The organism is Curtobacterium sp. MCPF17_001, assembly GCF_003234615.1.
Lineage (GTDB): Bacteria > Actinomycetota > Actinomycetes > Actinomycetales > Microbacteriaceae > Curtobacterium.
This window is the reverse complement of sequence record NZ_QKSL01000002.1, coordinates 272,734-298,523: the sequence shown is the minus strand read 5'-3', so window position 1 is coordinate 298,523 and position 25,790 is coordinate 272,734. Positions and strand designations below refer to the sequence as shown.

Annotated in this window: 21 protein-coding genes and 1 tRNA gene; 15 read left to right on the top strand and 7 right to left on the bottom strand. The window is 72.0% G+C overall.

What is annotated here, in order from left to right:
- Positions 1–31 precede the first annotated feature (31 nt).
- On the bottom strand, positions 32–1,963 hold the full coding sequence (locus tag DEJ24_RS16755; protein ID WP_111077273.1) for a TPM domain-containing protein: 1,932 nt from the start codon (positions 1,961–1,963) through the stop codon (positions 32–34).
- Positions 1,964–2,185: 222 nt separating this feature from the next.
- On the opposite strand from DEJ24_RS16755, the gene DEJ24_RS16750 reads away from it, so the two are divergent.
- Together DEJ24_RS16750 and DEJ24_RS16745 are read left to right on the top strand one after the other, a co-directional pair.
- On the top strand, positions 2,186–2,389 hold the full coding sequence (locus DEJ24_RS16750; RefSeq protein ID WP_111043803.1) for a hypothetical protein: 204 nt from the start codon (positions 2,186–2,188) through the stop codon (positions 2,387–2,389).
- An 8-nt stretch (positions 2,390–2,397) separates the two neighbouring features.
- On the top strand, positions 2,398–3,132 hold the full coding sequence (locus DEJ24_RS16745) for a 4'-phosphopantetheinyl transferase superfamily protein (RefSeq protein WP_111237571.1): 735 nt from the start codon (positions 2,398–2,400) through the stop codon (positions 3,130–3,132).
- Between the two features lie 37 nt (positions 3,133–3,169).
- On the opposite strand, the gene DEJ24_RS03460 is transcribed toward DEJ24_RS16745, so the two are convergent.
- Entirely contained in the window at positions 3,170–3,565 is a 396-nt protein-coding gene (locus tag DEJ24_RS03460) for a MerR family transcriptional regulator (protein ID WP_111077272.1), read from the bottom strand.
- 54 nt (positions 3,566–3,619) lie between these two features.
- On the opposite strand from DEJ24_RS03460, the gene DEJ24_RS03455 reads away from it, so the two are divergent.
- Positions 3,620–4,348 (top strand): SDR family oxidoreductase, encoded by a 729-nt coding sequence (locus DEJ24_RS03455; protein ID WP_111077271.1) that lies wholly within the window; start codon positions 3,620–3,622, stop codon positions 4,346–4,348.
- Here the strand turns inward: DEJ24_RS03455 and DEJ24_RS03450 are convergent.
- From DEJ24_RS03450 to DEJ24_RS03435, 4 genes are all read right to left on the bottom strand, one after another.
- Positions 4,345–5,661, bottom strand: coding sequence for a M1 family metallopeptidase (locus DEJ24_RS03450; protein ID WP_258374718.1), 1,317 nt, complete (start codon positions 5,659–5,661; stop codon positions 4,345–4,347). The two genes, DEJ24_RS03455 and DEJ24_RS03450, sit on opposite strands and share 4 nt — an antisense overlap.
- Positions 5,662–5,669: 8 nt before the next feature.
- The gene (locus tag DEJ24_RS03445; RefSeq protein ID WP_258374717.1) at positions 5,670–9,557 is read right to left on the bottom strand and encodes a Pls/PosA family non-ribosomal peptide synthetase; all 3,888 of its coding nucleotides are present in this window, start codon (positions 9,555–9,557) and stop codon (positions 5,670–5,672) included.
- A gap of 313 nt (positions 9,558–9,870) precedes the next feature.
- Positions 9,871–9,942: transfer RNA gene (locus DEJ24_RS03440), tRNA-Arg, on the bottom strand.
- A gap of 157 nt (positions 9,943–10,099) precedes the next feature.
- Positions 10,100–10,687 (bottom strand): hypothetical protein, encoded by a 588-nt coding sequence (locus DEJ24_RS03435; protein ID WP_111077269.1) that lies wholly within the window; start codon positions 10,685–10,687, stop codon positions 10,100–10,102.
- A gap of 73 nt (positions 10,688–10,760) precedes the next feature.
- Here DEJ24_RS03435 and argS point away from each other — a divergent pair, with 73 nt between their 5' ends.
- From argS to prmC, 9 genes are all read left to right on the top strand, one after another.
- Positions 10,761–12,431: an arginine--tRNA ligase gene (argS, locus tag DEJ24_RS03430; RefSeq protein ID WP_111043799.1), complete on the top strand. Its 1,671-nt coding sequence runs from the start codon at positions 10,761–10,763 to the stop codon at positions 12,429–12,431.
- Positions 12,432–12,433: 2 nt separating this feature from the next.
- Positions 12,434–13,204, top strand: a complete 771-nt coding sequence (locus DEJ24_RS03425; protein WP_111077268.1) for an LmeA family phospholipid-binding protein — start codon at positions 12,434–12,436, stop codon at positions 13,202–13,204.
- A gap of 88 nt (positions 13,205–13,292) precedes the next feature.
- Positions 13,293–14,714, top strand: a complete 1,422-nt coding sequence (gene lysA / locus DEJ24_RS03420; RefSeq protein ID WP_111077267.1) for a diaminopimelate decarboxylase — start codon at positions 13,293–13,295, stop codon at positions 14,712–14,714.
- A 28-nt stretch (positions 14,715–14,742) separates the two neighbouring features.
- Positions 14,743–16,050 carry a homoserine dehydrogenase gene (locus DEJ24_RS03415; RefSeq protein ID WP_111077266.1) on the top strand — a complete coding sequence of 436 codons (1,308 nt, stop codon included), beginning with the start codon at positions 14,743–14,745 and terminating at the stop codon, positions 16,048–16,050.
- A gap of 63 nt (positions 16,051–16,113) precedes the next feature.
- Positions 16,114–17,193, top strand: coding sequence for a threonine synthase (thrC, locus tag DEJ24_RS03410; RefSeq protein ID WP_110902134.1), 1,080 nt, complete (start codon positions 16,114–16,116; stop codon positions 17,191–17,193).
- A 32-nt stretch (positions 17,194–17,225) separates the two neighbouring features.
- Complete coding sequence (gene thrB, locus DEJ24_RS03405; RefSeq protein ID WP_111043900.1) at positions 17,226–18,215, top strand: homoserine kinase; 990 nt, start codon at positions 17,226–17,228, stop codon at positions 18,213–18,215.
- Positions 18,216–18,360: 145 nt separating this feature from the next.
- Entirely contained in the window at positions 18,361–20,586 is a 2,226-nt protein-coding gene (gene rho, locus DEJ24_RS03400; RefSeq protein WP_111077265.1) for a transcription termination factor Rho, read from the top strand.
- A gap of 3 nt (positions 20,587–20,589) precedes the next feature.
- Complete coding sequence (gene prfA / locus DEJ24_RS03395) at positions 20,590–21,672, top strand: peptide chain release factor 1 (protein ID WP_110902136.1); 1,083 nt, start codon at positions 20,590–20,592, stop codon at positions 21,670–21,672.
- Between the two features lie 5 nt (positions 21,673–21,677).
- Positions 21,678–22,550 (top strand): peptide chain release factor N(5)-glutamine methyltransferase, encoded by an 873-nt coding sequence (gene prmC / locus DEJ24_RS03390; protein WP_111077264.1) that lies wholly within the window; start codon positions 21,678–21,680, stop codon positions 22,548–22,550.
- A 31-nt stretch (positions 22,551–22,581) separates the two neighbouring features.
- Here prmC and DEJ24_RS03385 read toward each other — a convergent pair whose 3' ends face one another.
- A complete protein-coding gene (locus DEJ24_RS03385; protein ID WP_258374584.1) occupies positions 22,582–23,253 on the bottom strand; it encodes an HAD family phosphatase in 672 nt (223 codons plus the stop codon).
- Positions 23,254–23,291: 38 nt separating this feature from the next.
- On the opposite strand from DEJ24_RS03385, the gene DEJ24_RS03380 reads away from it, so the two are divergent.
- The 3 genes from DEJ24_RS03380 to DEJ24_RS03370 are packed head-to-tail and all read left to right on the top strand — an operon-like array spanning position 23,292 to position 25,692.
- Positions 23,292–23,966 (top strand): L-threonylcarbamoyladenylate synthase, encoded by a 675-nt coding sequence (locus DEJ24_RS03380; RefSeq protein ID WP_111077366.1) that lies wholly within the window; start codon positions 23,292–23,294, stop codon positions 23,964–23,966.
- On the top strand, positions 23,963–25,216 hold the full coding sequence (locus DEJ24_RS03375) for an MraY family glycosyltransferase (RefSeq protein WP_111077262.1): 1,254 nt from the start codon (positions 23,963–23,965) through the stop codon (positions 25,214–25,216). Before DEJ24_RS03380 ends, DEJ24_RS03375 begins: the two co-directional genes overlap by 4 nt.
- Entirely contained in the window at positions 25,213–25,692 is a 480-nt protein-coding gene (locus DEJ24_RS03370; protein ID WP_111077261.1) for a hypothetical protein, read from the top strand. Before DEJ24_RS03375 ends, DEJ24_RS03370 begins: the two co-directional genes overlap by 4 nt.
- Positions 25,693–25,790: the final 98 nt, after the last annotated feature.

Below are 25,790 nucleotides of genomic sequence, written 5' to 3'. Positions count from 1 at the left end.
GATGGACTGCTGGGTTGTTCGAGAGGTCTGGTCAGAACCGGCCGCCGCCGGAGAAGCCGCCGCCCCCGCCGAAGCTGCCGCCACCGTAGCTGCCACCGCGCCCGCCGAGCAGGCCGCCGAGGACGATGCCGGTGACGAGTCCGCCGAGCTGGGCGCCACCGCGGCCGCCACCCGTGCCCCCACCGGCACCGGGCCATCCGCCCATGTCGTTGTCCGCCTCGTCGATGGCCGCGGCCGCGTACTGCTCGGCTGCACGGGCCGCCTGCAGCGCACGCTGGGGGTCGGTCACCGCGAGGTCGAGGGCGTCGTCGAGCGCGCGTTCGGCCTCGGACAGACGGGTGCGGGCGGTCGAGCCGACACCGCCGCGGTGGACGGTCACGTACTGGCGGGCCTGGGCGATCCGGCTCCGGGCGTCCCGCAGCGCGGCGTCGAGGGCCTGGGTCGCGCGGCGGTGCTGCTCTTCGGCGGTGCGGGCGCTGGCGAGGGCCGCGTCGATGTCGGTGTTCGCCCTGGTCAGTGCGTCGACGGCGCCGACCGGGTCGCGCGGGTCGACGTCGGCGCGGAGGACCCGCTGCGCTCGCGCCACGGCGGCGGCCAGGTCCGCACCACCGGTGGTGAGGGTGCCGGCGGCGGCGAGGTCCCCCTCGATGTCGGCGCGCATGGCCTCGGCGCGGCTGGCAGCGTCGGCGAAGGTGGTCTCGGCGGCCGTCACGGCACCGGTGAGCTGCTGCACCTGAGCCAGCGCGTGCTGGCCGTCGCGGACGGCGACGACCGCTGCGCCACGGTCACCGGCGGCGAGGGCCGTCCGGGCTGCGGCGGCGCGCTCGTCGGCGTACCGCAGGACCTCGACGGCCTGGTCGACGTTGTCGGCGACGGTCGCGAGGGTCCGGCCGGTGTAGGCGTTCCGGACGCGCTCGAGAGCGGCGCGGGCTGCGTCGACGGCGGCGGGAGCCGCGGTGAGCGACGTCGTGAGGTCGGCCGAGGCGGTGTCCACCGTCTCCTCGAGCGCCCGGAGCTGGTCGAACGCCTCGGTCTGGGACTCGATCGCCGCGTGGGCCTGCTCGCACGTCGCGATGATCTGGTTCGACCAGTCGACGCGCTGCTGGGCGGTGTCCGGGACCTCGTCGTCGAGCTGCTGTTGGAGGGCGAAGGCCTTGCGGACCTCGCGTCTGGCGATCGCGACGGTGTCGGCGAACGGCTTCGCGGCGTCGTCGCCGAACTGGGCCGCGGCGAACCCGACCTCCTGCTCGGCGGTGCGGATCTCGTCGTCGATCGTGACGAGGGCGCCACCGGCTCGGCGTTCGAGCTCGGCGAGGGTCTGCTCCTGCTGCTCGCGTGCCGCGGCCGCGCGGCGTCTGTTGCGGGTACGGATCAACAGGACCGCGACGACGGCGGCGAGCACGGCGAGGCCGAGCAGGATCCACAGCCAGGTCAGGTCGGCGGGCTGCTGGGTCTGCTGCAGTCCGGCGGCGAACGCGGTCGCCGCAGCGGCCCACTGCCCCTGCTTCAGCCGGGGGAGCAGGTCCGAGTCGACAGCGTTCTCGACGTCGCCGGAGCTGATCGCGGTCTCGTTCGTCTGCTGGACGTCGTAGTTCCGCTCGTCGACCGCGACGGACAGCAGGATGCCGTCCGTCTCGATCTGGTTCCGCTGCAGCGTCGCCGCGCCCCATGCGGTGTGGTCGGTCGGGTCGGTGAACGACGGGACGAAGACCACGTAGAGCTGGGTCTGCGTGTCCTGGTAGAGCTCCTGCACGGCCTGCTCGACGTCGGCCTGCTGCGCGTCGGTCAGTGCGTCGGCGTCGTCGACGACGTAGGCGCTGCCGATGTCGACCGGTGCGGTGGCCTGCGCTCCCGCTGCGGGGAGCACGACGAGCGCCATCGCGGTCACCGCCGAGACGATCCCCGACGACAGCCGCGTCACCCTCGCCGACCCGGAGTCCGTCCTGCTTCCGACCGCGCGCATCCGTCCTCTTTCCGTGGTCCTGTCGACCTGGTCCGTGGCCGTCGCTCGGAGTCTATCCAGGCACCCGCTGGACCGGCCCGGGCTGTGGAGAACTCCGTCAGGAGGCGTCGACCTGTACCCCGTATCGCCTCCGTGGCTCCGAGCCGGATGCGGACAATCCGGGAGGCGTGTCCCCCGAAGCGGGGTATGGTGAGTCCACGTCAACGAGGAAGGGGTCCAGCAATGGAGCGAGCGACCACTGCAGAAGTCGTCCCACTGGAGGACGGGTACCACCGCGTGTCGACACCGCTGAGCGGTGTGATCGGGTTCGTCCGCGAGAGCGACGGCCGGTACGAGGTCCTCCGTGGCCGCGTCCGCCAGGCCACCCGGTCCGAGGGCAAGTACGCGACGATGAACGTCGCACTCATCGCCCTCACGCACGCCTGAAGGGCTCCGTGTCGGACGGTGTCGTCGTCCGCGTCCTGACCGGACGTGGGACGCGCGCCGCCGACCGGGAGGCCCTGGTCGCCTTCGTCGCGGACGTCACCGACACCGCCGTGGCGCTGGTGCGCGTCGAGCGTCGCTGCGCGCATTGCGGGGCCGCGGACCACGGCCGACCGGCAGCCGTCGTGGACGGTCACGACATCGGTGTCAGCCTGTCGCGGACGACGGGCGTCCTCGCACTGGCCGTCGGCCCGAGCACGACCAGCCGCGCCACGACGAGTTCCGGCTCGACGAGCCCCGCCACGACCGACCCGAGCGCGATCGTCCCGAGCGCGATCGGCGTCGACGTCGAACGCCTCTCCCGCGTCGCCGCCGCCGAGCTCGACGCCTTCACGCCGGGGGAGCGTCAGCGAGCCGGACGGTCCGGGTCCGCCGCCGTCGACCTCACCGCGTGCTGGGCCGTGAAGGAGGCCGTCCTGAAACGGGACGGTCGGGGCCTCCGTGTCGACCCGACCGAGGTCGACGTGGTGCTCGGGTGCATGACGCCGGAGTCCGTCGCTGCCGACCGGGTCACGCCCGAGTCCAGCGGGCACACCGCCCGCTTCGACGGCCTCGTGCAGCCGGTGACGGTCCTCCGGCTCGGTGACGACCTCGTGCTCGCCGTCGCGGCAGGGGGCGCCCCGGTCACGGTCCAGGACCGACGCGTCGGGCTGGTCTCCGACCGGGAGAGCGGAGAGCGCCCGTAGAGGCGTGGTGCTCAGCGCCCGGGGACGACACCGGCCATCAGGCGGCGGCGGCGTTCGCTGAGGAGCGACACTCCTCCGGCGGCCGACCAGCGACCGACTCCGCCGCGATGCCGCGGAGCCGGGCGAGGCGATCACGGGTGGCGGTGAGGGCCTCGATCTGGCGTCGGATGCGATCGCTCTCCTCGTCGAAGTGGTCGAGCATCGTCGACGTGGCGACCCCGGTGTCGAGGAAGGGCAGGAGCTCGATGATCCGGCGGCTCGGCATGCCCGCGGCGTAGAGCATCTGCATGAAGCGCACACGCGTGACGTCGGACTCGCGGTACTCCCGGTGTCCTCCTGCAGTCCGCTCGGACTCGAGGAGGCCTCGTTCCTCGTAGTACCGCAGCGACCGCACGCTGACGCCGGCCTGTTCGGCGAGTGCACCGATCCGCATCCTCGACCCCCTGGGCTTGATCCTCACGCTGACGTCAGGTTCTACCGTAGCGGCATGGACATCTCTGGAGCCACTGCCCTCGTCACCGGCGCGAACCGCGGGATCGGACGCCACCTCGCCGCCCAGCTGGTCGAACGCGGGGCGAAGGTGTACGCCACCGCCCGCCGGCCTGAACTGATCGACCTCGAGGGCGTCGAGCCGCTCGCCCTCGACATCACCTCCCCGGCGTCCGTCGCAGCCGCCGCCGCTGTCGCGACCGACACCGACCTCCTGATCAACAACGCCGGGATCGCCACCACGGCGACCCTGCTGGGTGATCTGGACGCGGCGCACGCCGACATGGACACGAACGTCTGGGGCACCCTGTCCGTGATCCGGGCGTTCGCACCCGTGCTGTCCGCGAACGGTGGTGGGAGCATCGTGAACATCGCCTCGGGCGCCTCCTGGCTGGCCATGCCGGGCGCCTCCGCGTACGCGGTGTCGAAGGCTGCCCTGTGGAACATGGGCAACGCGTTGCGCCACGAGCTGGCCGGACAGGGGACATCGGTGATGTCCGTGCACCTCGGCATCGCCGACACGGACATGGCGGCGGGAGTCCCGCTGGCCAAGACCGACCCGGCGGACGTGGCGCGCGCGACCCTCGACGGGGTGGAGCGCGGCGTGTACGAGGTCGTGGTGGACGAGCAGACGGCGTTGGTCAAGCAGATGCTCGCCCGTGACCCCGAGGAGTTGTACGCGGTCCTGGCCCGGATGCTCGCGGGGGAGACGCGACCCCGGGACTAGGGCAGGTCCGGCACCCCGGGCTCGTCGATCCACGGCCCGATGGCGAGCAGCACGTCCACGGGCGTCCTGTCGTCCGCCGCGGCGAACGCCTCGACGACGTCGGTCGTCGCGACCGTCCCGTGGCGGTGCCGTTCGGTGATGGTCCGGAGCCCCGCGGTGAAGGCCTGGTCACCGATCGTCCGACGGAGGGCGTGCAGGGCGATCGCCCCACGCTTGTAGACGCGGTCGTCGAACATGTCCCGAGCGCCCGGGTCGGCGACCACCAGGTCCTGCGGCTGGTCGAGCAGGCCGGCCCGGTGCTCGGCGGCGAGCACGTCCGCCGAGGCACCGCCGCGGTGCTCGGACCAGAGCCACTCGGCGTAGCAGGCGAAGCCCTCGTGCAGCCAGATGTCCCGCCACTGCCCGAGGGTGACCGAGTTCCCGAACCACTGATGGGCGAGTTCGTGGGCGATCAGCCGGTCGGTCCCGTGTTCGCCGTCGACGTGGTTCCGGCCGAAGACGGCCAGGCCGTGTGCCTCGAGCGGGATCTCGAGCTCGTCGTCGGTGACCACGACGCCGTACTCCGCGAACGGGTACGGGCCGAAGCGGTCGGTGAACAGGGCGATCATGTCCGGCACCCGTCCGAAGTCGGTCTTCACCGCCGCGGTCAGGTCGGCCGGGTGGTGCAGCGTGACCGGGACGTCGCCGCCGCGGATCGTCGTCGTGCGGTAGCGGCCGATCTGCACCGTGGCGAGGTACGACGCCATCGGTTCGGTGACGGCGAAGGTCCACCGGCTGCCGCGTGCGGTGCGGTCACGGCCGAGCAGTGCCCCGTTCGCGACGACGTCGTACCCGGCTTCGCAGGTGAGCTCGATCCGGTAGGTCGCCTTGTCGTCGGGCCGGTCGTTGCAGGGGAACCACGACGGCGCACCGATCGGCTGGCTGGCGACGATCACGCCGTCGGTCAGCTCCTCCCACCCGAGCGTGCCCCAGGGGCTCCGGAGCGGTCGGGGTGCGCCGCGGTAGCGGACGTGCACGGTGAACTCGGCTCCGGCGGCGATCGGCGTCGCGGGCGTGACGGTCGTCTTGTGGGTGCCGACGGAGACCTTCTTCGCGCGGACACCGTCGACGTCGACCCGGTCGACGGACAGCCCGTGCAGGTCGAGGACGACCCGGTCGAGCGCTTCGTTCGCCACCGCAGTGACGGTCGCGGTCGCGTCCAGGCGGTTCGTGGCGACGCGGTAGTCGAGGTGCAGGTCGTGGTGGCGGCTCGACCAGCGTCGGTCGCCGCTGTGCGGGGTGTACGGGTCGGCGGCGGGGTCGGTCTGCTTCACGGTGCCGGTCAGTCTGTCACGGCCCCGGGGGCGTCACGCCACGGCGGGCGTCCCCACGGCGCGATCGGGTTACCGGCCCAGAGCGTCCCGGCGGGGACCTGCTCGCCGCGCATGACGAGGCTCGCAGGTCCGACGGTCGCACCGGGGCCGATGCGGGCGGCGGGCAGGACGACGCCGTGGGGGCCGAGCGTCGACCCCGCGTCGAGGGTGACGGCGTCGAGCTGCATGACGCGGTCGTGGAACAGGTGGGTCTGGACGACGGTGCCGCGGGCGACCGTCCCGCCGTCGCCGATCGTGACGAGGTCCGCCTCGGGCAGCCAGTACGTCTCGCACCACACGCCGCGGCCGATCATCGCGCCGAGACTCCGCAGCCAGACGGACAGGGCGGGCGTGCCGATGGCCTGCTCGGCGAACCAGGGACGGGCGACGGTCTCGACGAAGGTGTCCTGCACCTCGTTGCGCCAGACGAACGAGGACCACAGCGGGTGCTCGGTCGCGGTGATCCGGCCGACGAAGGCCCACTTCGCCAGGGTCGACACGGCCGCGGCCACCGCTCCGGCGACGATGAGCACCGGGCCGGCGAGCAGCACCGTCCACCCGATGCCGACGGTGCTCCAGGACGCCAGGAGCGTCGACGCGACGCCGAGGGCGATGGCGGCGGACACCATCGGGGCGAGCAGACGCAGCAGCTCCCACGCGCCGCGGGCGACCTTGAGGCGGGTCGGCGGCCGGAAGGTGCGCTCCTCGTCGAACTGCGCGGCGGCCCGGCGCAGGCGGACCGGCGGGCTGCCGAGCCAGGACGACCCGCGCTCGGCCTTCTTCGGCACGGCCGAGAGCACCGCGACGAGTGCCTCGCGGGGGACCGAGCGACCGGCACCGGTCATGCCCGAGTTGCCGAGGAACGCCCGACGCCCGACCTTCGAGCGGCCGATCTTCACCCGTCCACCGCCGAGTTCGTACGTGGCGACCATCGTGTCGTCGGCCAGGAACGCACCCGAAGCGATCTGCGTCAGTGCGGGGATGAGCAGCACGGTGGAGATCTCGGTGTCCCGACCGACCTGCGCACCGAGCAGCCGGAGCCACAGCGGCGTGACGAGGCTCGCGTACAGCGGGAACAGCAGCGTCCGGGCGGCGTCGAGGATCCGCTCGGTGCTCCACACCTGCCAGCCGGTCCGTGAGCGCACCGGGTGTCGTCCCTCGACCAGTCCGAGTCCGAGGAGCCGGACCGCGGCGACGACGAGGCCCGCGTACACGACGCCGGCGACGACCGTGCCGAGCGGGACGGCGACCAAGGCCGGACCCACCACGGCGCCGAGCGAGTCCGGACGCCCGACCACCGCGGCGACGACGGCGAGCCCGGCGGCGACCCCGACCACGGGGAGCCCGGCGACGGCGACGGAGCCGACCCCGTACGCGAGCAGCCAGCGTCTCGGGGAGGCGGGGCGCGCCTCCCGGCCGTGGCGTGCCGAGCCGACGCGTCCGGCGGGAGAACCAGCCCACCGTTCGCCGTCGGGGACGGCGCCGGCGACAGCGGAACCGGCCTCGACCTCGGCGCCGGCACCGACGTGGGCGCCGGGCATCAGCGTCGAGCGGCTGTGCACGACCGCGTCCGCTCCGACGTGCACCCGGCCGAGCCGGAAGACGTCGCCGTCCACCCAGTGCCCGGCGAGGTCCACCTCGGGTTCGACCGAGGCCCGCTTGCCGATCGTGAGCATGCCGGTCACGGGCGGCAGCGTGTGCAGGTCGACGCCGCGACCGACGGTCGCGCCGAGTGCGCGGGCGTAGTAGCTGATCCACGGCGCGCCCGCCGTGGAGGGACCGTCCACCGCCTCGGCGATCCGCTCGGCGAGCCAGACCCGCACGTGCACCGACCCACCACGGGGATGGTCGCCCGGACGGACGCCGGCCAGCAGCAGACGGGCCGCGACGACCGTGAGCGTCATCTTGCCCGCGGGGCTGACGAACAGCAGGAGACCGACCACGAGCGCCGGCCAGGGCAGCACGGGCAGGAACGGCATGGTCGTGGCGTGCAGGACCTGTGCGACCAGCGCCGTCCAGCTGAGCAGCCGCAGTCCGCGGAGCACCTGGAGCGGCAGCCCGAGGAGGGTCAGCAGCGCACCGGTCGCGGGCGGGACCGGCACGACGTCACGGCGGACCGCGGCGACCGGACCGGACTCGTCCAGCGCGTCCGCCAGTGCACCGATGCGGGGATGGTCGTACACGTCGGCGACGGTCGTCGTCGGGTACCGCTCGCGGATCGCGGAGACCAGCTGCGCAGCGGTCAACGAGCCGCCACCGTGCGCGAAGAAGTCGTCGTCGACGTCCGCGACGGGCACGCCGAGGATCGCGGACCACCGTTCGGCGATCCACGCGACGGTCGGCGGCAGGTCGGTGCCGGTCACACCCTCGAGCGGCCAGGGGAGGGCCGCCCGGTCGACCTTGCCCGACGTGCGCGTCGGCAGGACGTCGACCACGGCCAGGAGCGGCACGAGCGCGGCGGGCAGCTCCTGTCGCAGTCGCTCGTTCGCCGCGGCCGTGTCGATGGGCGCGCCGGCGACCGGGGCCACGTACCCGACGAGCACCTGGTTGCCGGCGGGGGTCCGCTGCACCACGGCAGCACCACCCGCGACTCCGTCGAGCGCCTGGAGCGCGGCGTCGATCTCGCCGAGTTCGATGCGCCGCCCACCGAGCTTCACCTGGTCGTCCGCACGACCCTGGAAGACGAGCCCCTCCGGGTCGTAGCGGACCAGGTCGCCGGACCGGTACGCCCGCGGCCACCCGAGGGTCGGGAACGGCGCGTACTTCTCCGCGTCCTTCGCCGGGTCGAGGTAACGGCCGAGCCCGACACCCCCGATGACGAGCTCACCCACCTGCCCCGGCGCGACCCGCTGCCCCTCGGCGTCCACGACGGCCAGGTCCCACCCGTCGAGCGGCAGCCCGATCCGGATCGGGGTGCTGCCGTCGAGCAGGGCCCCGCACGCGACGACCGTGGCCTCGGTCGGTCCGTAGGTGTTCCAGACCTCCCGGTCCCGCGACGCGATGCGGGCGGCGAGCTCGGGCGGGCACGCCTCACCGCCGAAGATCACCAGACGCACGGACTCCAACGCGTCGTCCGGCCACAGCGCCGCGAGCGTCGGGACCGTCGACACGACGGTGATCCCGTGCGCGATGAGCCACGGCCCGAGGTCCACACCGCTCTTCACCAACGACCGGGGCGCCGGGACCAGGCAGGCGCCGTGCCCCCAGGCCAGCCACATCTCCTCACACGACGCGTCGAACGCGACACTGAGCCCGGCGAGCACCCGGTCCGCCGGACCGAGCGGAGCGGCCTGCAGGAACATCCGCGCCTCGGCGTCGACGAACGCGGCAGCGGAGCGGTGGGTGACGGCGACGCCCTTCGGCACCCCCGTGGACCCGGAGGTGAAGATGACCCACGCGTCGTCGTCGGTGGTCGGGGGCTCGGCGCTCGCCGTGGGGTCGGTGACCGGCAGGGCTGCGCCGGCGCGGTCGCGGAGCACCCCGCCGGCCCCGATGACGCCGACGACACCGGCCTCACCGAAGACGAGGGTCGCGCGTTCCTCGGGGTCGTCGGCGTCGACGGGGACGTAGGCGGCACCGGCGGCGAGGACGGCGAGGATCGAGAGCGAGAGGTCGCGGCCGCCGGAGGGGATGCGGATGCCGACCCGGTCGCCGCGGCGGACGCCGTGCCGTGCCAGGTCGTCGGCGCCCTCGTGCACGAGGGCGACGAGCGCGCGGTAGTCGAGCGGCCCCTCGGGCGTCTCGAGGGCCAGGGCGTCAGGGTGCGTCGCGGCGGTGGCAGTGAGGACGTCGAGCAGGGTCCGGGCGGGTGCCGCGAGGCTGCCCCGGTCGAGTTCCCGCTGCGTGGAGTGCGTCACGCCGCGTGATCCTAGGGCCCCGAGGTGTCCTCCTCGGAAACAGCGGTGACGCTCACCCGTCGGAGTCGCCACGACGGGGTGCGCCGGCCCACCGGGGTCACCACGACGGGGTGCGCCGGCCCACCGGAGTCGCCACGACGAGGTGCGTCACCCTGTCGGAGTCGTCACGAGGAGGTGCGCCGACCCACCGGGGTCACCACGACGAGGTGCGCCGGCCCACCGGAGTCGCCACGGGGGATCAGTCGGCGAAGCCGACATCGCGCGCTGCCGACCGAGCGCAGCGAGGACGTCAGCTTGCGCGGGAGTGTCACTGTGCCCCCAGGAGGATTCGAACCTCCGCCCCTGCCTCCGGAGGGCAGTGCTCTATCCCCTGAGCTATGGGGGCCCGGGGTGACATCAACCGTAGCAGGTCCGGACCGCGCCCTCGTACGCGTGTCCGGCCTCCGGCCTGCTGTTCCGGACAGGACGCCCCACCGGACGGGAGGCCCGTGCCGGCCCCGCCCCGCGCCTCCCGTCCGACGGCGGTCCGCCGAGCGGTCCGATCAGGGCGTCGGGGACCCACTCGGGGCCGTGGTGTCGGGCGCGACCGCTGCCCGGACCGCGTCGACGACGGGCTGCGCGGTGCCGGGTTCGGTGTAGAGGGAGGACGAGGTGTGGATCCAGGAGCGGTCGGCGAAGGCGTCGGCGCGGCCGGTCCTGCCGGCGAGGCTGAAGTAGCCCTCGACCGTGTAGGTGGGGACGGAACCACCCTGTTCGAAGAGGGCGTCCTCGAGTTGCGTCAGCTGCTCCTGCGGCAGGTGGGCGACGGCGACGGTCACGGTCACGCTGTCGTCGGTGGTGGACCGCCAGGTGCAGACCCGACCGTCCTGGGCGACGATCTGAGCGACGGGGGAGCCCTTCGTCGGCTTCGGGGACCGGACGCGGTCGAACCGCTGCCCGTAGACGCTGAACGTGTCGGCGGGCACGAGCTCGTCGCAGGTCTGCGTCACGGGTCGTCCCACGACGCCGGCGGTCGCCGAGGCCGAGGCGGTCGTGCCGTCGCCGTCGCCACCGGAGCAGCCGGCGAGGACGAGGGCGGCGGGGAGCACGAGGGCGGCGATGCTGATCGCCCGGAGGCTGCGGGAGGTCATGACGCCCCATCCTGCTGCATGGTGCCCGGCGTGGTCCGGGTGCTGCCTGGGTGTCCCGGTAGACTCGTCCGCCGTGACTCCTGCCGAACTCTCCGAAGCGTACCTGTCGATCCTCACGGGCATCGTCGAGCGACGAGGTGCTGCCGACACGGTGACGATCGAGGACTCGCACGTGGCTCTGGAGCGTCCGAAGAACCGGGCGCACGGCGACTGGGCGTCGAACGCGGCGATGCAACTCGCGAAGCGCCTGGGCACGAACCCGCGGGAGCTGGCCACGGAGATCGCCGGCGAGCTGACCGAGCTCGACGGTGTGGCGTCGGTGGACGTCGCGGGTCCGGGCTTCATCAACATCACGCTCGAGGCCGCCGCGGCGGGCGAGGTCGCGCGCACCGTCGTCGACCAGGGGGAGTCCTTCGGCCACGGTGACCTGTACGACGGGGTGCGGATCGACCTGGAGTTCGTCTCAGCGAACCCCACCGGTCCGATCCACATGGGCGGGGTTCGCTGGGCCGCGGTCGGCGACAGCCTGGCCCGCGTGTTCCAGGCGCAGGGCGGCCTGGTCACCCGCGAGTACTACTTCAACGACCACGGCAACCAGATCGACCGGTTCGCCCGGTCGCTGCTGGCGTCCGCGCTCGGCGAGCCGACACCCGAGGACGGCTACGGCGGCGCCTACATCGGCGAGATCGCTGCCCGGGTGCTCGCGACGCTCGAGCCGGGGCTCGACGTGACGGACCTGCCGCGCGACGAGGCGCAGGAGCTGTTCCGGCGCGAGGGCGTCGAGTTCATGTTCACGGACATCAAGCGCTCCCTGCACGACTTCGGGGTGGACTTCGACGTCTACTTCCACGAGAACTCCCTGCACGAGTCGAAGGCCGTCGACCGCGCCATCGCCCGACTGCAGGAGCAGGGCCGGATGTACGAGGCCGACGGCGCACTGTGGCTCCGCACGACGGACTTCGGCGACGACCGCGACCGTGTGGTCATCAAGTCGGACGGCGAGCCCGCGTACATCGCCGGTGACCTGGCCTACTACCTCGACAAGCGCGAGCGCGGCTTCGAGCGCAACCTGATCATGCTCGGCGCGGACCACCACGGCTACGTCGGTCGCATGATGGCGATGTGCGCTGCGTTCGGGGACGAGCCGGGCAAGAACCTCGAGATCCTCATCGGTCAGCTGGTGAACCTGCTCAAGGACGGCCAGCCGCTCCGGATGTCGAAGCGCAACGGCACCGTCGTGACGATGGAGGACCTCGTCGACGCGGTGGGTGTCGACGCCGGTCGGTACGCCCTCGTCCGGTTCGCGAGCGACACCGCGATCGACATCGACCTCGACCTGCTCACCAAGCGGACGAACGACAACCCCGTCTTCTACGTGCAGTACGCCCACGCCCGCACGCAGTCCGTCGCGCGGAACGCCGCGGCGTCCGGTGTCGACCGGTCGGTCTTCGACGCGTCGCTGCTCACGCACGAGTCGGAGAGCTCGCTCCTCGGTGCCCTCGCCGAGTACCCGCGGGTGCTCCGTCAGGCCGCCGAGCTCCGCGAGCCGCACCGCATCGCGCGCTTCATCGAGCAGCTCGCCGGGCTGTACCACCGCTGGTACGACTCCTGCCGCGTCACCCCGCTGGGCGACGAGCCGGTGACCGACCTGCACCGCACGCGCCTGTGGCTGAACGACGCCACCGGGCAGGTCGTCCGCAACGGTCTCGGGCTGCTCGGCGTCAGCGCGCCCGACCGGATGTAGTCGTGTCGTCCGCAGCAGCGCCGGCAGCGGGCCGACGTCCGAAGCGCCGCGGCCGGACGGTCGCGATCGTGCTGGTCGTCGTCCTCGTGGTCCTCGCCGTGCTCGTCGTGGTGGCGGAGTTCGTGCTCCGCGGCGTGGTGGACCGGACGGTCGCGTCGCAGGTCGAGCAGTCGCTGCCGGACGGCACGACGGGAACGGTCGACGCACACGTGCCGGGGGTCGTCATCCCGCAGCTGCTCCGCGGCACCCTCGACGACGTCCGGATCACCTCGGACCGACTCACGGTGGAGGGCATCCCGCTCGCCGCCGACGTCACGGCGCACGACCTGCCGGTGGACGGCAAGGGTGCTGTGCACGACGTCGACGGCACCGTCCGGCTCGCTTCCGGTGCGGTGAAGGACCTGGCGAAGTACTCGCCCCTCTTCGAGCGGGTCCGCCTGATCGACGGTGGGGTCGAGCTGCGGGGGAGTGCCTCGGTGCTCGGCTTCCGGATCGGCTACGCGGCGGACGGTTCGGTCACGGCGCAGTCCGACGGGCGCGGGGTGACGATCACGCCGAAGACGGTGCGGATCACGAACTCCTCACTGGGGCTCGACGTCGACGACATCCCCGGCGTCTCGGACGTCCCGGTGCCGGTGTGCACGGCGCAGTTCCTGCCGGAGCAGCTCCGGGTGCGCTCGCTCCGGGTGACCTCGGCGGCGGCGACGGTCCGGATCACGGCCGACGAACTGCCCCTCAACGAGGCGGGCCTCCGCACCACCGGTCGCTGCTGACCGGGCGCGTGGTGCCGTGTCCGACGGCCGTCCACAGGCGGCGTCACATGGCCGGGAGGGACGCCCCGGCCGGATAGGATCGGGTCCCGTGAGCGAGAACCCCCTTGCGCCGCCGCGACTGCGGTACCCGGCGGACGCCTCCGAGCTGGTGGACCGGATCTGGCCCGCTTCCGCGACCCGTACCGACGAGGGCATGCTCGCGATCGGTGGGGTCGCTGCTGACGCGCTGGTCGAGCGCTTCGGTTCCCCTCTCTACGTCGTCGACGAGCGTGACGTGCAGTCGCGTGCCGTCCGCGTGCGGGACGCCTTCACCGACGCGTTCACCCGGATCGGGACGCGGGCGCACGTCTACTACGCGGCGAAGGCCTTCTGGACGACGCACGTCGCGCGTTGGATGGCCGACGCGGACCTCCGGCTCGACGTCTGCACGATGGGCGAACTCGCCGTCGGACTGGCCGCGGGCGTCGACCCGGCACGGATGGGCTTCCACGGCAACGACAAGTCGGACGCCGAGATCGAGCGCGCCGTCGCGGTCGGCCTCGGCACGATCGTGCTCGACAGCCACGAGGAGATCGGCCGGGTCGCCCGGATCGCCGCCGACGCCGGGGTGACGCAGCGGGTCCGCATCCGGATCAACAGCGGCGTGCACGCCTCGACACACGAGTTCCTCGCCACCGCGCGGGAGGACCAGAAGTTCGGCATCCCGCTGTCCGAGGCGGTGCAGGCGGCGACCGCCGTCCGTGCCGAGCCCTCGCTCGCCTTCGTCGGGCTGCACTCGCACATCGGATCGCAGATCTTCGACGACAGCGGGTTCCGCGAGGCCGCCCGTCGGCTCATGGACGTGCACGCCACGCTCGTCGAGTCGGGTCCGGTGCCGGAGCTCAACCTCGGCGGTGGTTGGGGGATCGACTACACCGAGGCCGACTCCGCCCTCGAACCCGAGGACGTCGCCGACGCCCTGGCCGTGATCATCGCGGACGAGTGCTCGTCCCGAGGTATCCCGGTGCCCGAGATCGCGGTGGAGCCCGGCCGGTACATCGTCGGCCCGCCCGGCGTCACGCTCTACCGCGTCGGCACGATCAAGCCCGTCACGGTCGACTCCGAGGACGGATCCGCCGCGACGCGCACCTACGTCTCGGTGGACGGCGGGATGAGCGACAACGTCCGGCCGGCGCTCTACGGAGCCGACTACACGGCGCGGCTCGCGCGGACCTCGGACGCCGACCCGGTGCTCACCCGGGTGGTGGGCAAGCACTGCGAGAGCGGTGACGTCGTCGTCCACGACGAGTACCTGCCCGGCGACGTGCACCGCGACGACCTGCTCGCCGTGGCCGCGACCGGTGCCTACTGCTGGAGCCTCGCGAGCAACTACAACCACGTCGGCCGTCCGCCGGTCGTCGCAGTCGCCGACGGGGCAGCCCGTATCCTCGTGCGGGGCGAGAGCGTCGACGACCTCCTCGCCCGCGACACGGGCGTCGTGCCGGTACCCGACGCCGGTACGGACGCCTGAGAACCCGACCCGGAGAGACCCCCACCAGATGATCGAATACCGCAACGTCCGCGTCGCACTGCTCGGAGCCGGCTCGGTCGGCTCCCAGGTCGCACGACTCCTGCTCGAGCACGGACCGGAGCTCGCCACGCGTGCCGGCGCCGGCCTCGAACTCGTCGGGATCGCCGTGCGCGACGTCGACGCCCAGCGGGACGTCGACCTGCCGCGGGAGCTGTTCACGACGGACGCCGGTTCGCTCATCCTCGGCGCCGACATCGTCGTCGAGCTCATCGGCGGGATCGAGCCCGCCCGCACGCTCGTGCTGCAGGCGCTGCAGTCCGGTGCGGACGTCGTCACCGGCAACAAGGCGCTGCTCGCCACCCATGGCCCGGAGCTCTTCGCCGCTGCCGAGCAGGTCGGCGCGCAGCTCTACTACGAGGCCGCCGTCGCCGGGGCGATCCCGATCATCCGACCGCTGCACGACTCGCTCGCGGGTGACCGCATCGAGCGCATCATGGGCATCGTCAACGGCACGACGAACTTCATCCTCGACCTGATGGACCGCGAGGGCGCGACGTTCGAGGACGCCTTGGCCACCGCGACGGAGCTCGGGTACGCCGAGGCCGACCCGACCGCGGACATCGAGGGCTACGACGCCGCGCAGAAGGCCGCGATCCTGGCCTCGATCGCGTTCCACACCTCGGTCCCGCTCGCCGCCGTGCACCGCGAGGGCATCACCTCGGTCACGATCGAGCAGGTCCGCGCCGCCCGCAAGGCCGGCTACGTCGTGAAGATCCTCGCCACGTGCGAGCGCCTCACCGATGCCGACGGCCGCGAAGGCGTCAGCGCCCGTGTCTACCCGGCACTGGTGCCGGAGTCGCACCCGCTGGCCAGCGTCCACGGCGCGAAGAACGCGGTGTTCGTCGAGGCCGAGGCCGCTGGTGACCTCATGTTCTACGGCGCGGGAGCCGGCGGGGTCGAGACGGCCTCCGCGGTCCTCGGCGACCTGGTGTCCGCGGCGCGACGGCACGTCATCGGTGGTCCGGGCGTCGCCGAGTCGACGCGGTCGGCGCTGCCGGTGTTCCCGATCGGGACCGTCCGCACCCGCTACCAGATCTCCCTGCACGTGTCGGACGCACCCGGTGTGCTCTCGACCGTCGCCGGGGTGCTCGCGGCCCACGGCGTCAGCGTCGAGACCGTCGAGCAGACCACCACGGGCGCCACCGAGGGGACCGCGACGCTCGTCATCGGCACGCACCTGGCGCGCGAAGCCGACCTGGCCGACACCGTGGCCGCACTCCGCGGCGAGGACGTCGTCCTGGACGTGACCAGCGTCCTGCGGTTCGTCGGCGCCTGACGCCGGCACGCGCCTCCCGACAGACCCATCCACACCGATCCACCGGACAGAGAGAGAAGCCTGATGGCCCACCAGTGGCAGGGAGTCCTGCGCGAGTACGCCGACCGACTCGACGTGACCGACGCGACCCCGATCGTGACGCTCGGTGAGGGCGGGACCCCGCTGATCCCGGCGCGTCGACTCTCCGAGCGCACCGGCGCGACCGTGTACGTGAAGTACGAGGGCATGAACCCGACCGGCTCCTTCAAGGACCGCGGCATGACGATGGCGATCTCGAAGGCCGTCGAGCACGGCGCGAAGGCCGTCATCTGCGCCTCGACCGGCAACACCAGCGCCTCGGCCGCCGCGTACGCGACGCACGCCGGGATCACCGCCGCCGTGCTCGTGCCCGAGGGCAAGATCGCGATGGGCAAGCTCAGCCAGGCGGTCGCCCACGACGCCCAGCTGCTGCAGGTGCAGGGCAACTTCGACGACTGCCTGGACATCGCGCGCGACCTGTCCGCCAACTACCCGGTGCACCTGGTCAACTCGGTGAACAACGACCGCATCGAGGGGCAGAAGACCGCCGCCTTCGAGGTCGTCGACGTCCTCGGCGACGCGCCGGACTTCCACTTCCTGCCCGTCGGCAACGCCGGCAACTACACGGCGTACTCCCGCGGCTACCGCGAGGACGTGGCCTCGGGCCGCTCCACCAAGATGCCGCGCATGTTCGGCTTCCAGGCGGCGGGCTCGGCCCCGATCGTGCACGGCGAGGTCGTCCGACACCCGGAGACGATCGCCTCCGCCATCCGCATCGGCAACCCGGCGTCGTGGAAGTACGCGCTGGAGGCCCGTGACGAGACCGACGGCTACTTCGGCGCCATCTCGGACGAGGCGATCCTGGCGGCGCACCACCTGCTGTCGGCCGAGGTCGGCGTCTTCGTCGAGCCCGCTTCGGCCATCGGCGTCGCCGGGCTCCTCGAGCGCTCCGACGCGGGCGTCATCCCGAAGGGGGCCACGGTCGTCATCACGGTGACCGGTCACGGCCTCAAGGACCCGCAGTGGGCACTCCGCACCCAGGACGGTGGCGAGGTCGCGCCGACGAGCGTCCCCGTCGACACCGCGGCGATCGCCGACGTGCTCGGACTGGTCAGCGCGCGGTGAACGCCGACCGCTCGTCCGGACCGGGGGAGGGCATGACCGCCCACGATGCTGTACCGGCCGGACGGGCGGTGCGTGTGCGCGTCCCGGCGACGTCGGCGAACCTCGGACCCGGCTTCGACTCCCTCGGGCTCGCGCTCTCCCTCTACGACGAGGTCGTCGTCCGCGTCCGCTCGGAACCCGGCGCGACCGTCACCATCGACGGTGTCGGCGCGGGCGAGGTCCCGACGGACGACACGAACCTGGTCGTCCGGGCCGTCCGCCGAGGCCTCGAGCACGCCGGGGTCGCGCAGCCGGGGCTCGAGCTGCACGCCACGAACGCCATCCCGCACGGACGCGGCATGGGGTCCTCGGCAGCGGCGATCGTCGCCGGGCTGATGGCGGCTCGAGGCTTGCTCGAGGGCATGGTCGACCTGGACGCCGCGACCCTGCTCACCCTCGCGACCGAGATGGAGGGGCACCCGGACAACGTCGCCCCGGCCCTGTTCGGCGGCTTGACGATCGCGTGGATGACCCCGGACGGCCCGGCACACAAACGGCTGCTCGTGCACCGCGGTGTCTCGCCGGTCGTGTTCGTGCCGACGTCGACGCTCTCGACGAAGCTCGCTCGCTCCCTGCAGCCGATGACGGTGCCGCACGAGGACGCGGCCTTCAACGTCTCCCGGTCGGCGCTGCTCGTCGCGGCACTCATCCAGAGCCCGGAACTGCTCCTCGCCGCGACCGAGGACCGGCTCCACCAGGCCTACCGGGCGAGTGCGATGCCGGAGACCGACGCCCTCATCGGCCTGCTCCGGCAGCACGGCCTGGCCGCCGTCGTCTCGGGTGCCGGACCGAGCCTCCTGGTCATGGGCAGTGATCCGGCACAGCGTCTCGACGCCGCGGAACTGGTCGAGCGACACGCCGAATCCACCTGGCGCCCGCTCATGCTGGCCGTCGATCTGGGTGGTGCTACAGTGAAGGCGCTCCCGACGCTCGAAGCCGATCTCGCGCAGGCCTCGACCATCCACGGTCGACCGCCAGCCTGATCCGGTGCGTGGGGCACTCTCTCCAGATCACCGTTCTTGGCCAGATCACCGTTCCCGGTCCGTCGTCTGAACGACGGCCGTTGCACGCTGCCACGGGTCCGGTGGAAACTCTCCGCGTTCTGCGGTCGGAAGGAACAACAGCATCGTGACCGACGTCACCACCTCCACCTCGGTGGAGATCCCCACTGACCTGCGCACGCTCCGTCTCCCGGAGCTCCAGCGCATCGCCTCGTCTCTCGGCATCACCGGGCTCTCGAAGCTCCGCAAGGGCGACCTGATCGCATCGATCGAGGACAAGCGACCGGCCGAGGCGTCCGCCTCGGAGACGCCGGTCCTCGACGGTGCCGGCACCGGCACCCCGGCTGCCGAGGTCGCACCGGCAGCGGCCGAGGCGCCCGCCACGCAGGTCGACATCGCGCAGGCTCCGGCCGCGCAGACCACCGAGGCCCCCGCCGAGTCCGCACCGCGCGGCCGTCGCAGCCGCCGCGTCACCTCGGGAGGCACGGTCACCGCCGAGCCGACCGCTGCGGTCTCGCACACCAACGCCGGGCACACCGGCACCGAGGACCTCCTCGCCGGTCTCGACCAGGTCCGTGCCGAGAAGGACGCCCAGGAAGCCGCCCAGAGTGGCCAGCGTCGTGGTCGCGGCCGCGACCGTCAGGCGCAGCAGGCCGACACTCAGGAGTCGCGCGGTGCCACCGCCGAGACCCAGGTCCCGGTCGCGGACGCCGTCGAGCAGGGCGACCAGGACGCCGTCCAGGACGACGCCCGCCAGGACGAGGGCCAGCAGAACGACCAGTCCGACCAGGGCGACCAGACCGAGGGCGGCGCCCGTCGTGGCCGACGCAGCCGTGGCCGCGGTCGTGGCCGCGGGCAGAACGCCGACCAGGCCGACCAGGGCGAGCAGAAGCCCGCTCAGCAGCAGGCCGAGCCCGAGCAGAAGCCGGCCCAGCAGCAGAACGGCAAGCAGCAGAACGGCCAGCAGAAGCAGCAGGACCAGCGCGACGCGCAGCGCGACCAGAAGCAGCAGGACCAGAAGCAGCCGGAACAGCAGCGCGGCGAGCAGCAGCGTGGCGACCAGCAGCGTGGCGAGCAGCAGCGCGCCGCCGAGCAGGAAGCCGAGAACGGGCGCACCCGCCGGCAGCGTGACCGCAAGCGCGGTCGCGGCGGCCAGAACGACGAGTTCGAGCCCGAGGTCACCGAGGACGACGTCCTCATCCCGATCGCCGGCATCCTCGACGTGCTCGACAACTACGCCTTCGTCCGCACCACGGGCTACCTGCCGGGGCCGGAGGACGTCTACGTCTCCCTCGGCCAGGTGAAGAAGTACCACCTGCGCAAGGGCGACGCCGTCGTCGGCGCGATCAAGCAGCCGCGTGACAACGAGCAGCAGAGCCGTCAGAAGTACAACGCACTGGTCAAGATCGACACGATCAACGGTCAGACCGCCGACGAGGCCGCCGCCCGAGTCGACTTCCAGGACCTCACCCCGCTGTACCCGAACGAGCGTCTGCGCCTCGAGACCGAGCCGGCGAAGCTGTCGACGCGGATCATCGACCTCGTGTCGCCGATCGGCAAGGGCCAGCGCGGCCTGATCGTCTCCCCGCCGAAGGCCGGCAAGACCGTCGTCCTGCAGGCGATCGCGAACGCCGTCTCGAAGAACAACCCGGAGGCGCACCTGATGGTCGTCCTGGTGGACGAGCGTCCCGAAGAGGTCACCGACATGCAGCGCACGGTGAAGGGCGAGGTCATCGCCTCGACCTTCGACCGCCCCGCCGAGGACCACACCACGGTCGCCGAGCTCGCCATCGAGCGTGCCAAGCGCCTGGTGGAGCTCGGCCACGACGTCGTGGTGCTGCTCGACTCCATCACCCGTCTGGGCCGCGCGTACAACCTCGCCACCCCGCCGTCGGGCCGCGTGCTCTCCGGTGGCGTGGACTCGGCTGCGCTCTACCCGGTCAAGCGCTTCTTCGGCGCCGCCCGCAACATCGAGAACGGCGGCTCGCTGACCATCCTCGCCACCGCTCTCGTCGAGACCGGGTCGAAGATGGACGAGGTGATCTTCGAGGAGTTCAAGGGCACCGGCAACATGGAGCTCCGCCTCAACCGTCACCTGGCCGACAAGCGGATCTTCCCCGCCGTCGACATCAACGCCTCCGGGACCCGTCGGGAGGAGCAGCTGCTCTCCGCCGACGAGGTCGCGATCACCTGGCGCCTGCGTCGTGCCCTCGCCGGGCTCGACCCGCAGCAGGCGCTCGACGTGGTGCTGCGGAACCTCCGGGAGACGCAGTCGAACGTCGAGTTCCTGGTCCAGATCCAGAAGTCGGTGCCGGCGACCAGCGGTCACCACGGCAACGGCCACCAGGAGTAACGCGTGTTCGAGTCGGTGGCAGGGCTGCTGGCGGAACACGAGGAACTGACGCAGCAGCTGTCGGACCCCGCGCTCCACGCCGACCCGGCCCGTGCGAAGAAGGTCAACCGGCGGTACGCCGAACTCAGCCAGATCAAGGCCGCGTACGAAGCCTGGCAGGCGGCGGGGGACGACCTCGCCGCCGCCCGGGAACTCGCGCGTGAGGACGAGGCGTTCGCGGAAGAGGTCCCCGGGCTCGAGGGGCAGCTGGCCGAACGCCAGGAGCGCCTCCGCCGACTCCTCATCCCGCGCGACCCGGACGACGGCCGCGACGTGATCATGGAGATCAAGGGCGGCGAGGGCGGCGAGGAATCGGCGCTGTTCGCGGCCGACCTGCTCCGGATGTACTCGCACTACGCCGAGGGCAAGGGCTGGAAGGTCGAGCTCCTCGAGCGCACCGAGTCCGACCTCGGCGGGTACAAGGACGTCCAGGTCGCGATCAAGTCGAACACGACGGACCCGTCCCAGGGCGTGTGGGCGCACCTGAAGTACGAGGGCGGGGTGCACCGTGTGCAGCGGGTGCCGCAGACCGAGTCGCAGGGTCGTATCCACACCTCGACCACCGGGGTGCTCGTCTTCCCCGAGGTCGACGAGCCCGAAGAGGTCGAGATCAACCAGAACGACCTGAAGATCGACGTGTACCGGTCGTCGGGTCCGGGTGGGCAGTCCGTCAACACGACGGACTCCGCGGTGCGCATCACGCACCTCCCGACGGGCATCACGGTCGCGATGCAGAACGAGAAGTCGCAGCTGCAGAACCGAGAGGCGGGGATGCGCGTCCTGCGTGCCCGGATCCTCGCTCGTCAGCAGGAGGAGCTCGACGCCCTGGCGTCGGACGCGCGCAAGTCGCAGATCCGCGGGATGGACCGTTCGGAGCGCATCCGGACGTACAACTTCCCGGAGAACCGGATCGCGGACCACCGCACCGGCTACAAGGCGTACGACCTCGACCGTGTCATGAACGGTGCGCTCGAGCCGGTCATCCAGTCCGCCATCTCAGCGGACGAAGAGGCTCGACTGGCCGCCATCGGCGACCAGGACGCCTGAGCGGCGTGGACCTCCCGCAGCCGACGTTCGCCGCGGACCGCCTCCTGCGTGAGGCGGTCGCGGCGCTGTCGGCAGCGGGTGTGCCCACGCCGCAGGTCGACGCCGAGCTGCTGCTGGCGTGGGCGACCGACACCTCTCGTGGCGCGGTGCAGGCCCGGGCGCTGACCGGGGGAGCGATCGCAGCCGAGCACGTCGAACGCTTCCGGCACGCGGTGGCGCGACGTGTCACCCGCGAGCCACTGCAGCACGTCACCGGCGAAGCCCACTTCCGTGCGCTCACCCTGTCCGTCGGACCGGGGGTGTTCGTGCCACGACCCGAGACCGAGTCGGTCGTGCAGTTCGGCATCGACGCGCTCCGCGCCACCGCGGTCCCCGAGCCGATCGCGGTCGATCTCGGTGCCGGGAGCGGTGCGATCGCCATCGCCATGGACACCGAGGTTCCGAACGCCGTCGTGTACGCCGTCGAGCGGTCGGCCGAGGCCCTCCCGTGGACCCGGTGCAACGTCGACGCCCACGGCGGCACCGTGCGACTCGTTGAGGGCGACCTCGCCGACGCGTTCCCGGAGCTCGACGGACAGGTCTCGGTCGTCGTGTCGAACCCGCCGTACGTCCCGGACGACGCGGTGCCGATCGACCCCGAGGTCCGCGACCACGACCCGGCACTCGCGCTCTACGGCGGACCCGACGGCCTCGACGCCGTGCGCGCCCTGACCGAGACCGCGTGGCGGTTGCTCGTGCCCGGTGGTCTCGTCGTGGTCGAGCACGCCGAACAGCAGGGTGCCGGGGTCCGAGCGGTCCTCGCCGCGCGCGGCTTCCGATCACCGGAGACGCACGTCGACCTCACCGGACGCGACCGCACGACCACCGCCACGCGCTAGGCGGACCTGGGTCGAGCCTCCCGGTCGGCGGTCAGGCGGGGGCCGGCTGGGCGTTCGTCGGGACGGGCGTGGTCTCGTGCGCCGCGACGAAGGTCCGGACCGCGTGCCGCAGGTCGGTGTCGTGCTCGACCAGGACGGCTGTGATGCCGACACTCCGAGCGCCGGCGACGTTCTCCGGCATGTCGTCGGCGAAGAACGTCCGCTCGGCGGGGACGCCGTGGTGCTCGAGCACCCGCCGGAAGACGTCCTGCTCGGGCTTGCGCGCACCGAACCTGCTCGACGTGTCCAGGTGTTCGCCGAACAGCGGAGGCAGGGACGGCACCCACTCGTGCAGCCAGCGTCGGGCCAACGGACCGTTGTTCGTGAGGAGCGCCACCCGGCCGTGCTCCTTGGCGATCCGGACCGCTTCGAGCCGGTCGGGCAGCTCGGTCATCGCGGCGCCGCGGACCCGGGCCCACTCGGCCTCGTCGACGTCGCAGCCCATGGCCTCCTGGAAGGCGGCCAGGTACTCGTCGCCGTCCGCGAAGTGCCCCGCCTCGGCGCGCTGCTCGCTGCCGGTGTCCCACCAGCGGCGCCGGAGCTCGACGAAGTCGTGTCCCGTCAGCTCGGAGAGTCCGGCCATGCGGGTCTTCCAGTCGTAGCGGACGAGAACGTCGTCCATGTCGAAGAGGAACAGGAGTGGGGGCGCTGGCGTCTCGTTCACGATGCCCCCCATCCTCGCGCACTATCATCGTGCAGGTCATGGCTTCCCGATACGACTGCTCCGACCCCGACGGGCTCCTCACCGGGATGCGGCTCGCCCGAGCCGCCCTCGGTCGCGGTGAACTCGTCGTCGTCCCCACCGACACCGTGTACGGCGTCGCCGCGGACGCGTTCAGCGCGCAGGCCGTGCAGCGCCTCCTGGACGCGAAGGGCCGGACGCGGCAGTCCCCACCGCCCGTGCTCATCCCGGGCGTGGCGACGATGGACGCCCTCGCCAGCGAGGTCCCCGAAGCGGTGCGACGACTCGTCGACGAGTTCTGGCCCGGCGGTCTCACCGTCATCCTCCGCGCGCAGCCGTCCCTCGACTGGGACCTCGGCGAGACACGCGGCACCGTGGCGCTCCGGATGCCGGACTCGCGCATCGCCCTCGAGCTCCTCCAGGAAGTGGGGCCGCTCGCAGTGTCGTCCGCGAACGCGACCGGTGAGCCCGCCGCGATGGACATCGACGAGGCCGAACGGATGCTCGGCGACAGCATCGCGGTGTACCTCGACGGAGGCGCGATCCCCGTGCACGAGGGCACCGCCTCCTCGACCGGCTCCACGATCGTCGACGCCACCGGCCTGGCCGCGGGCGACGGCCTGCGGATCGTGCGCCACGGCGTGATCTCCGACGACGAGATCAGGCGGGTCGTCGGGGACGACCTCCTGCGGTGAAGTTCTACCTGCTCGCGGGGGTCATCTCGGCGGTCGTGAGCTTCCTGGTGAGCTGGCTCGTCTGGAAGCTCGGCGTCAGGTACAGGTGGTACCCGAAGGTCCGCGAACGGGACGTGCACCGCACCCCGACGCCGAGACTCGGCGGCATCGCGATGTTCCTCGGCGTGATCGTGTCGCTGCTCTGCGCGTGGTTCCTCTTCCCGGCGATCGCCGGCCAGGACTACTTCCGGCTCGTCTTCGCGGAGCCGGGGCGGGTGCTGGCCGTCCTTGCCGGGGCGACGATCATCGTGGTGCTCGGTGTCGCGGACGACATCTGGGACCTCGACTGGATGACGAAGCTCGCGGGCCAGATCATCGCCGCAGGCATCCTCGCGTGGCAGGGCGTCGCGATCGTCTCACTGCCGATCGGCAACACGCTCGGCGTCGGCTCGTCCTACATGAGCCTGATCTTCACGGTGCTCGCCGTCGTCCTGGTGATGAACGCAGTCAACTTCATCGACGGCCTGGACGGTCTGGTCGCCGGCGTCGCGATCATCGCCGGTGGGGTGTTCTTCCTCTACACGTTCTTCATCAACCGCGTGGTGGTCGAGACGGAGTTCTTCTTCAACCTGCCGTCGCTGCTGACCGCGGTGCTGGTCGGTGCCTGTGCCGGGTTCCTCGTGCTCAACTGGCACCCCGCGAAGCTGTTCATGGGTGACGCCGGCGCACTTCTGGTCGGGTTCCTGATGGCCACCAGTGCGGTGTCGATCACGGGCAACATCGACCCAGCCGCCGTGCGCACCCGCACCGACCTGCTGCCGGCGTTCATCCCGATCCTGCTGCCCTTCGCGATCCTCGTCGTGCCGATCCTGGACTTCGCCCTCGCCGTGGTCCGTCGCGTCAGTGCCGGCAAGTCACCCTTCTCCGCCGACCGGAAGCACCTGCACCACCGCCTGCTGGACATGGGGCACTCGCACTTCCACGCGGTGCTGGTCTTCTACGCGTGGACGGCGACCGTCGCGTTCGGTTGCCTGCTGTTCCTCTTCGTCAACTGGTGGTGGGTCACGGCCTTCGTCGCCGTCGGCTTCACGGCGTGCGCCATCGCCACGTTCGCGCCGCTCGGACGCAAGCGCGTGGAGATCGCCGCGCAGACGACCGCCCGGAACGGGGGAGCCGTGGACGCCAGTCTCGACCCGTTGGACCGCGCCGCCTCCATCCGTGACGCACCCACCCGCCCCTCGTCCCACCCGATCTCTGGAGACCCCTCGTGACCACCCCGAACGGCCTCGACCACGTCCGGCCGGTGTTCCGCCGCATCCTCCTGCAGGGCGCGGTCCTCGCCGGTGCCCTCGCCATCGTCGGGGGTGTCGTCGGCTGGTTCGTCGCGGGCGGCCCCGGGCTGACCGGCGGGCTGATCGGTGCGGTGTTGAGCGTCGTGTTCTGCGGGCTCACCGCGGTCAGCGTGCTCCTGGCGATCCGGTTCTCCGGCGGTCAGATGATCTCCGGCGCCTTCTTCGGCACGATCATGGGCACCTTCCTGGTGAAGTTCGTCCTGTTCATCGTCGTGCTCGTGGCACTCAAGGACCGTGACTGGGTCAACACGCCCGTCCTCGCGATCGCGATCATCATCGGTGTGATCGGTTCGCTCGTCATCGACGTCACCGTCATCGCACGTGCGCGCGTCCCGATCGGCGTCGAGCTGCCGGGAGACCGAACGGACGCTGAGGATCACGGCCCCGCTGCCTGAGAGCCCGAGAAGCCGCACACACCTGATAGGCTTCGGGAGCCCGCTGCCGGAGCATGAGCTCGGACGGGCAAGCCTCCACACCAGTCCACCTCCGCGTG

Coding starts and splice junctions, on each gene's coding strand:
- DEJ24_RS16755 (WP_111077273.1), bottom strand. CDS start 1,963: ATGCGCGCGGTCGGAAGCAGGACGGACTCCGGGTCGGCGAGGGTGACG.
- DEJ24_RS16750 (WP_111043803.1), top strand. CDS start 2,186: ATGGAGCGAGCGACCACTGCAGAAGTCGTCCCACTGGAGGACGGGTAC.
- DEJ24_RS03460 (WP_111077272.1), bottom strand. CDS start 3,565: ATGCGGATCGGTGCACTCGCCGAACAGGCCGGCGTCAGCGTGCGGTCG.
- DEJ24_RS03455 (WP_111077271.1), top strand. CDS start 3,620: ATGGACATCTCTGGAGCCACTGCCCTCGTCACCGGCGCGAACCGCGGG.
- DEJ24_RS03435 (WP_111077269.1), bottom strand. CDS start 10,687: ATGACCTCCCGCAGCCTCCGGGCGATCAGCATCGCCGCCCTCGTGCTC.
- DEJ24_RS03415 (WP_111077266.1), top strand. CDS start 14,743: ATGATCGAATACCGCAACGTCCGCGTCGCACTGCTCGGAGCCGGCTCG.
- thrC (WP_110902134.1), top strand. CDS start 16,114: ATGGCCCACCAGTGGCAGGGAGTCCTGCGCGAGTACGCCGACCGACTC.
- thrB (WP_111043900.1), top strand. CDS start 17,226: ATGACCGCCCACGATGCTGTACCGGCCGGACGGGCGGTGCGTGTGCGC.
- DEJ24_RS03380 (WP_111077366.1), top strand. CDS start 23,292: ATGGCTTCCCGATACGACTGCTCCGACCCCGACGGGCTCCTCACCGGG.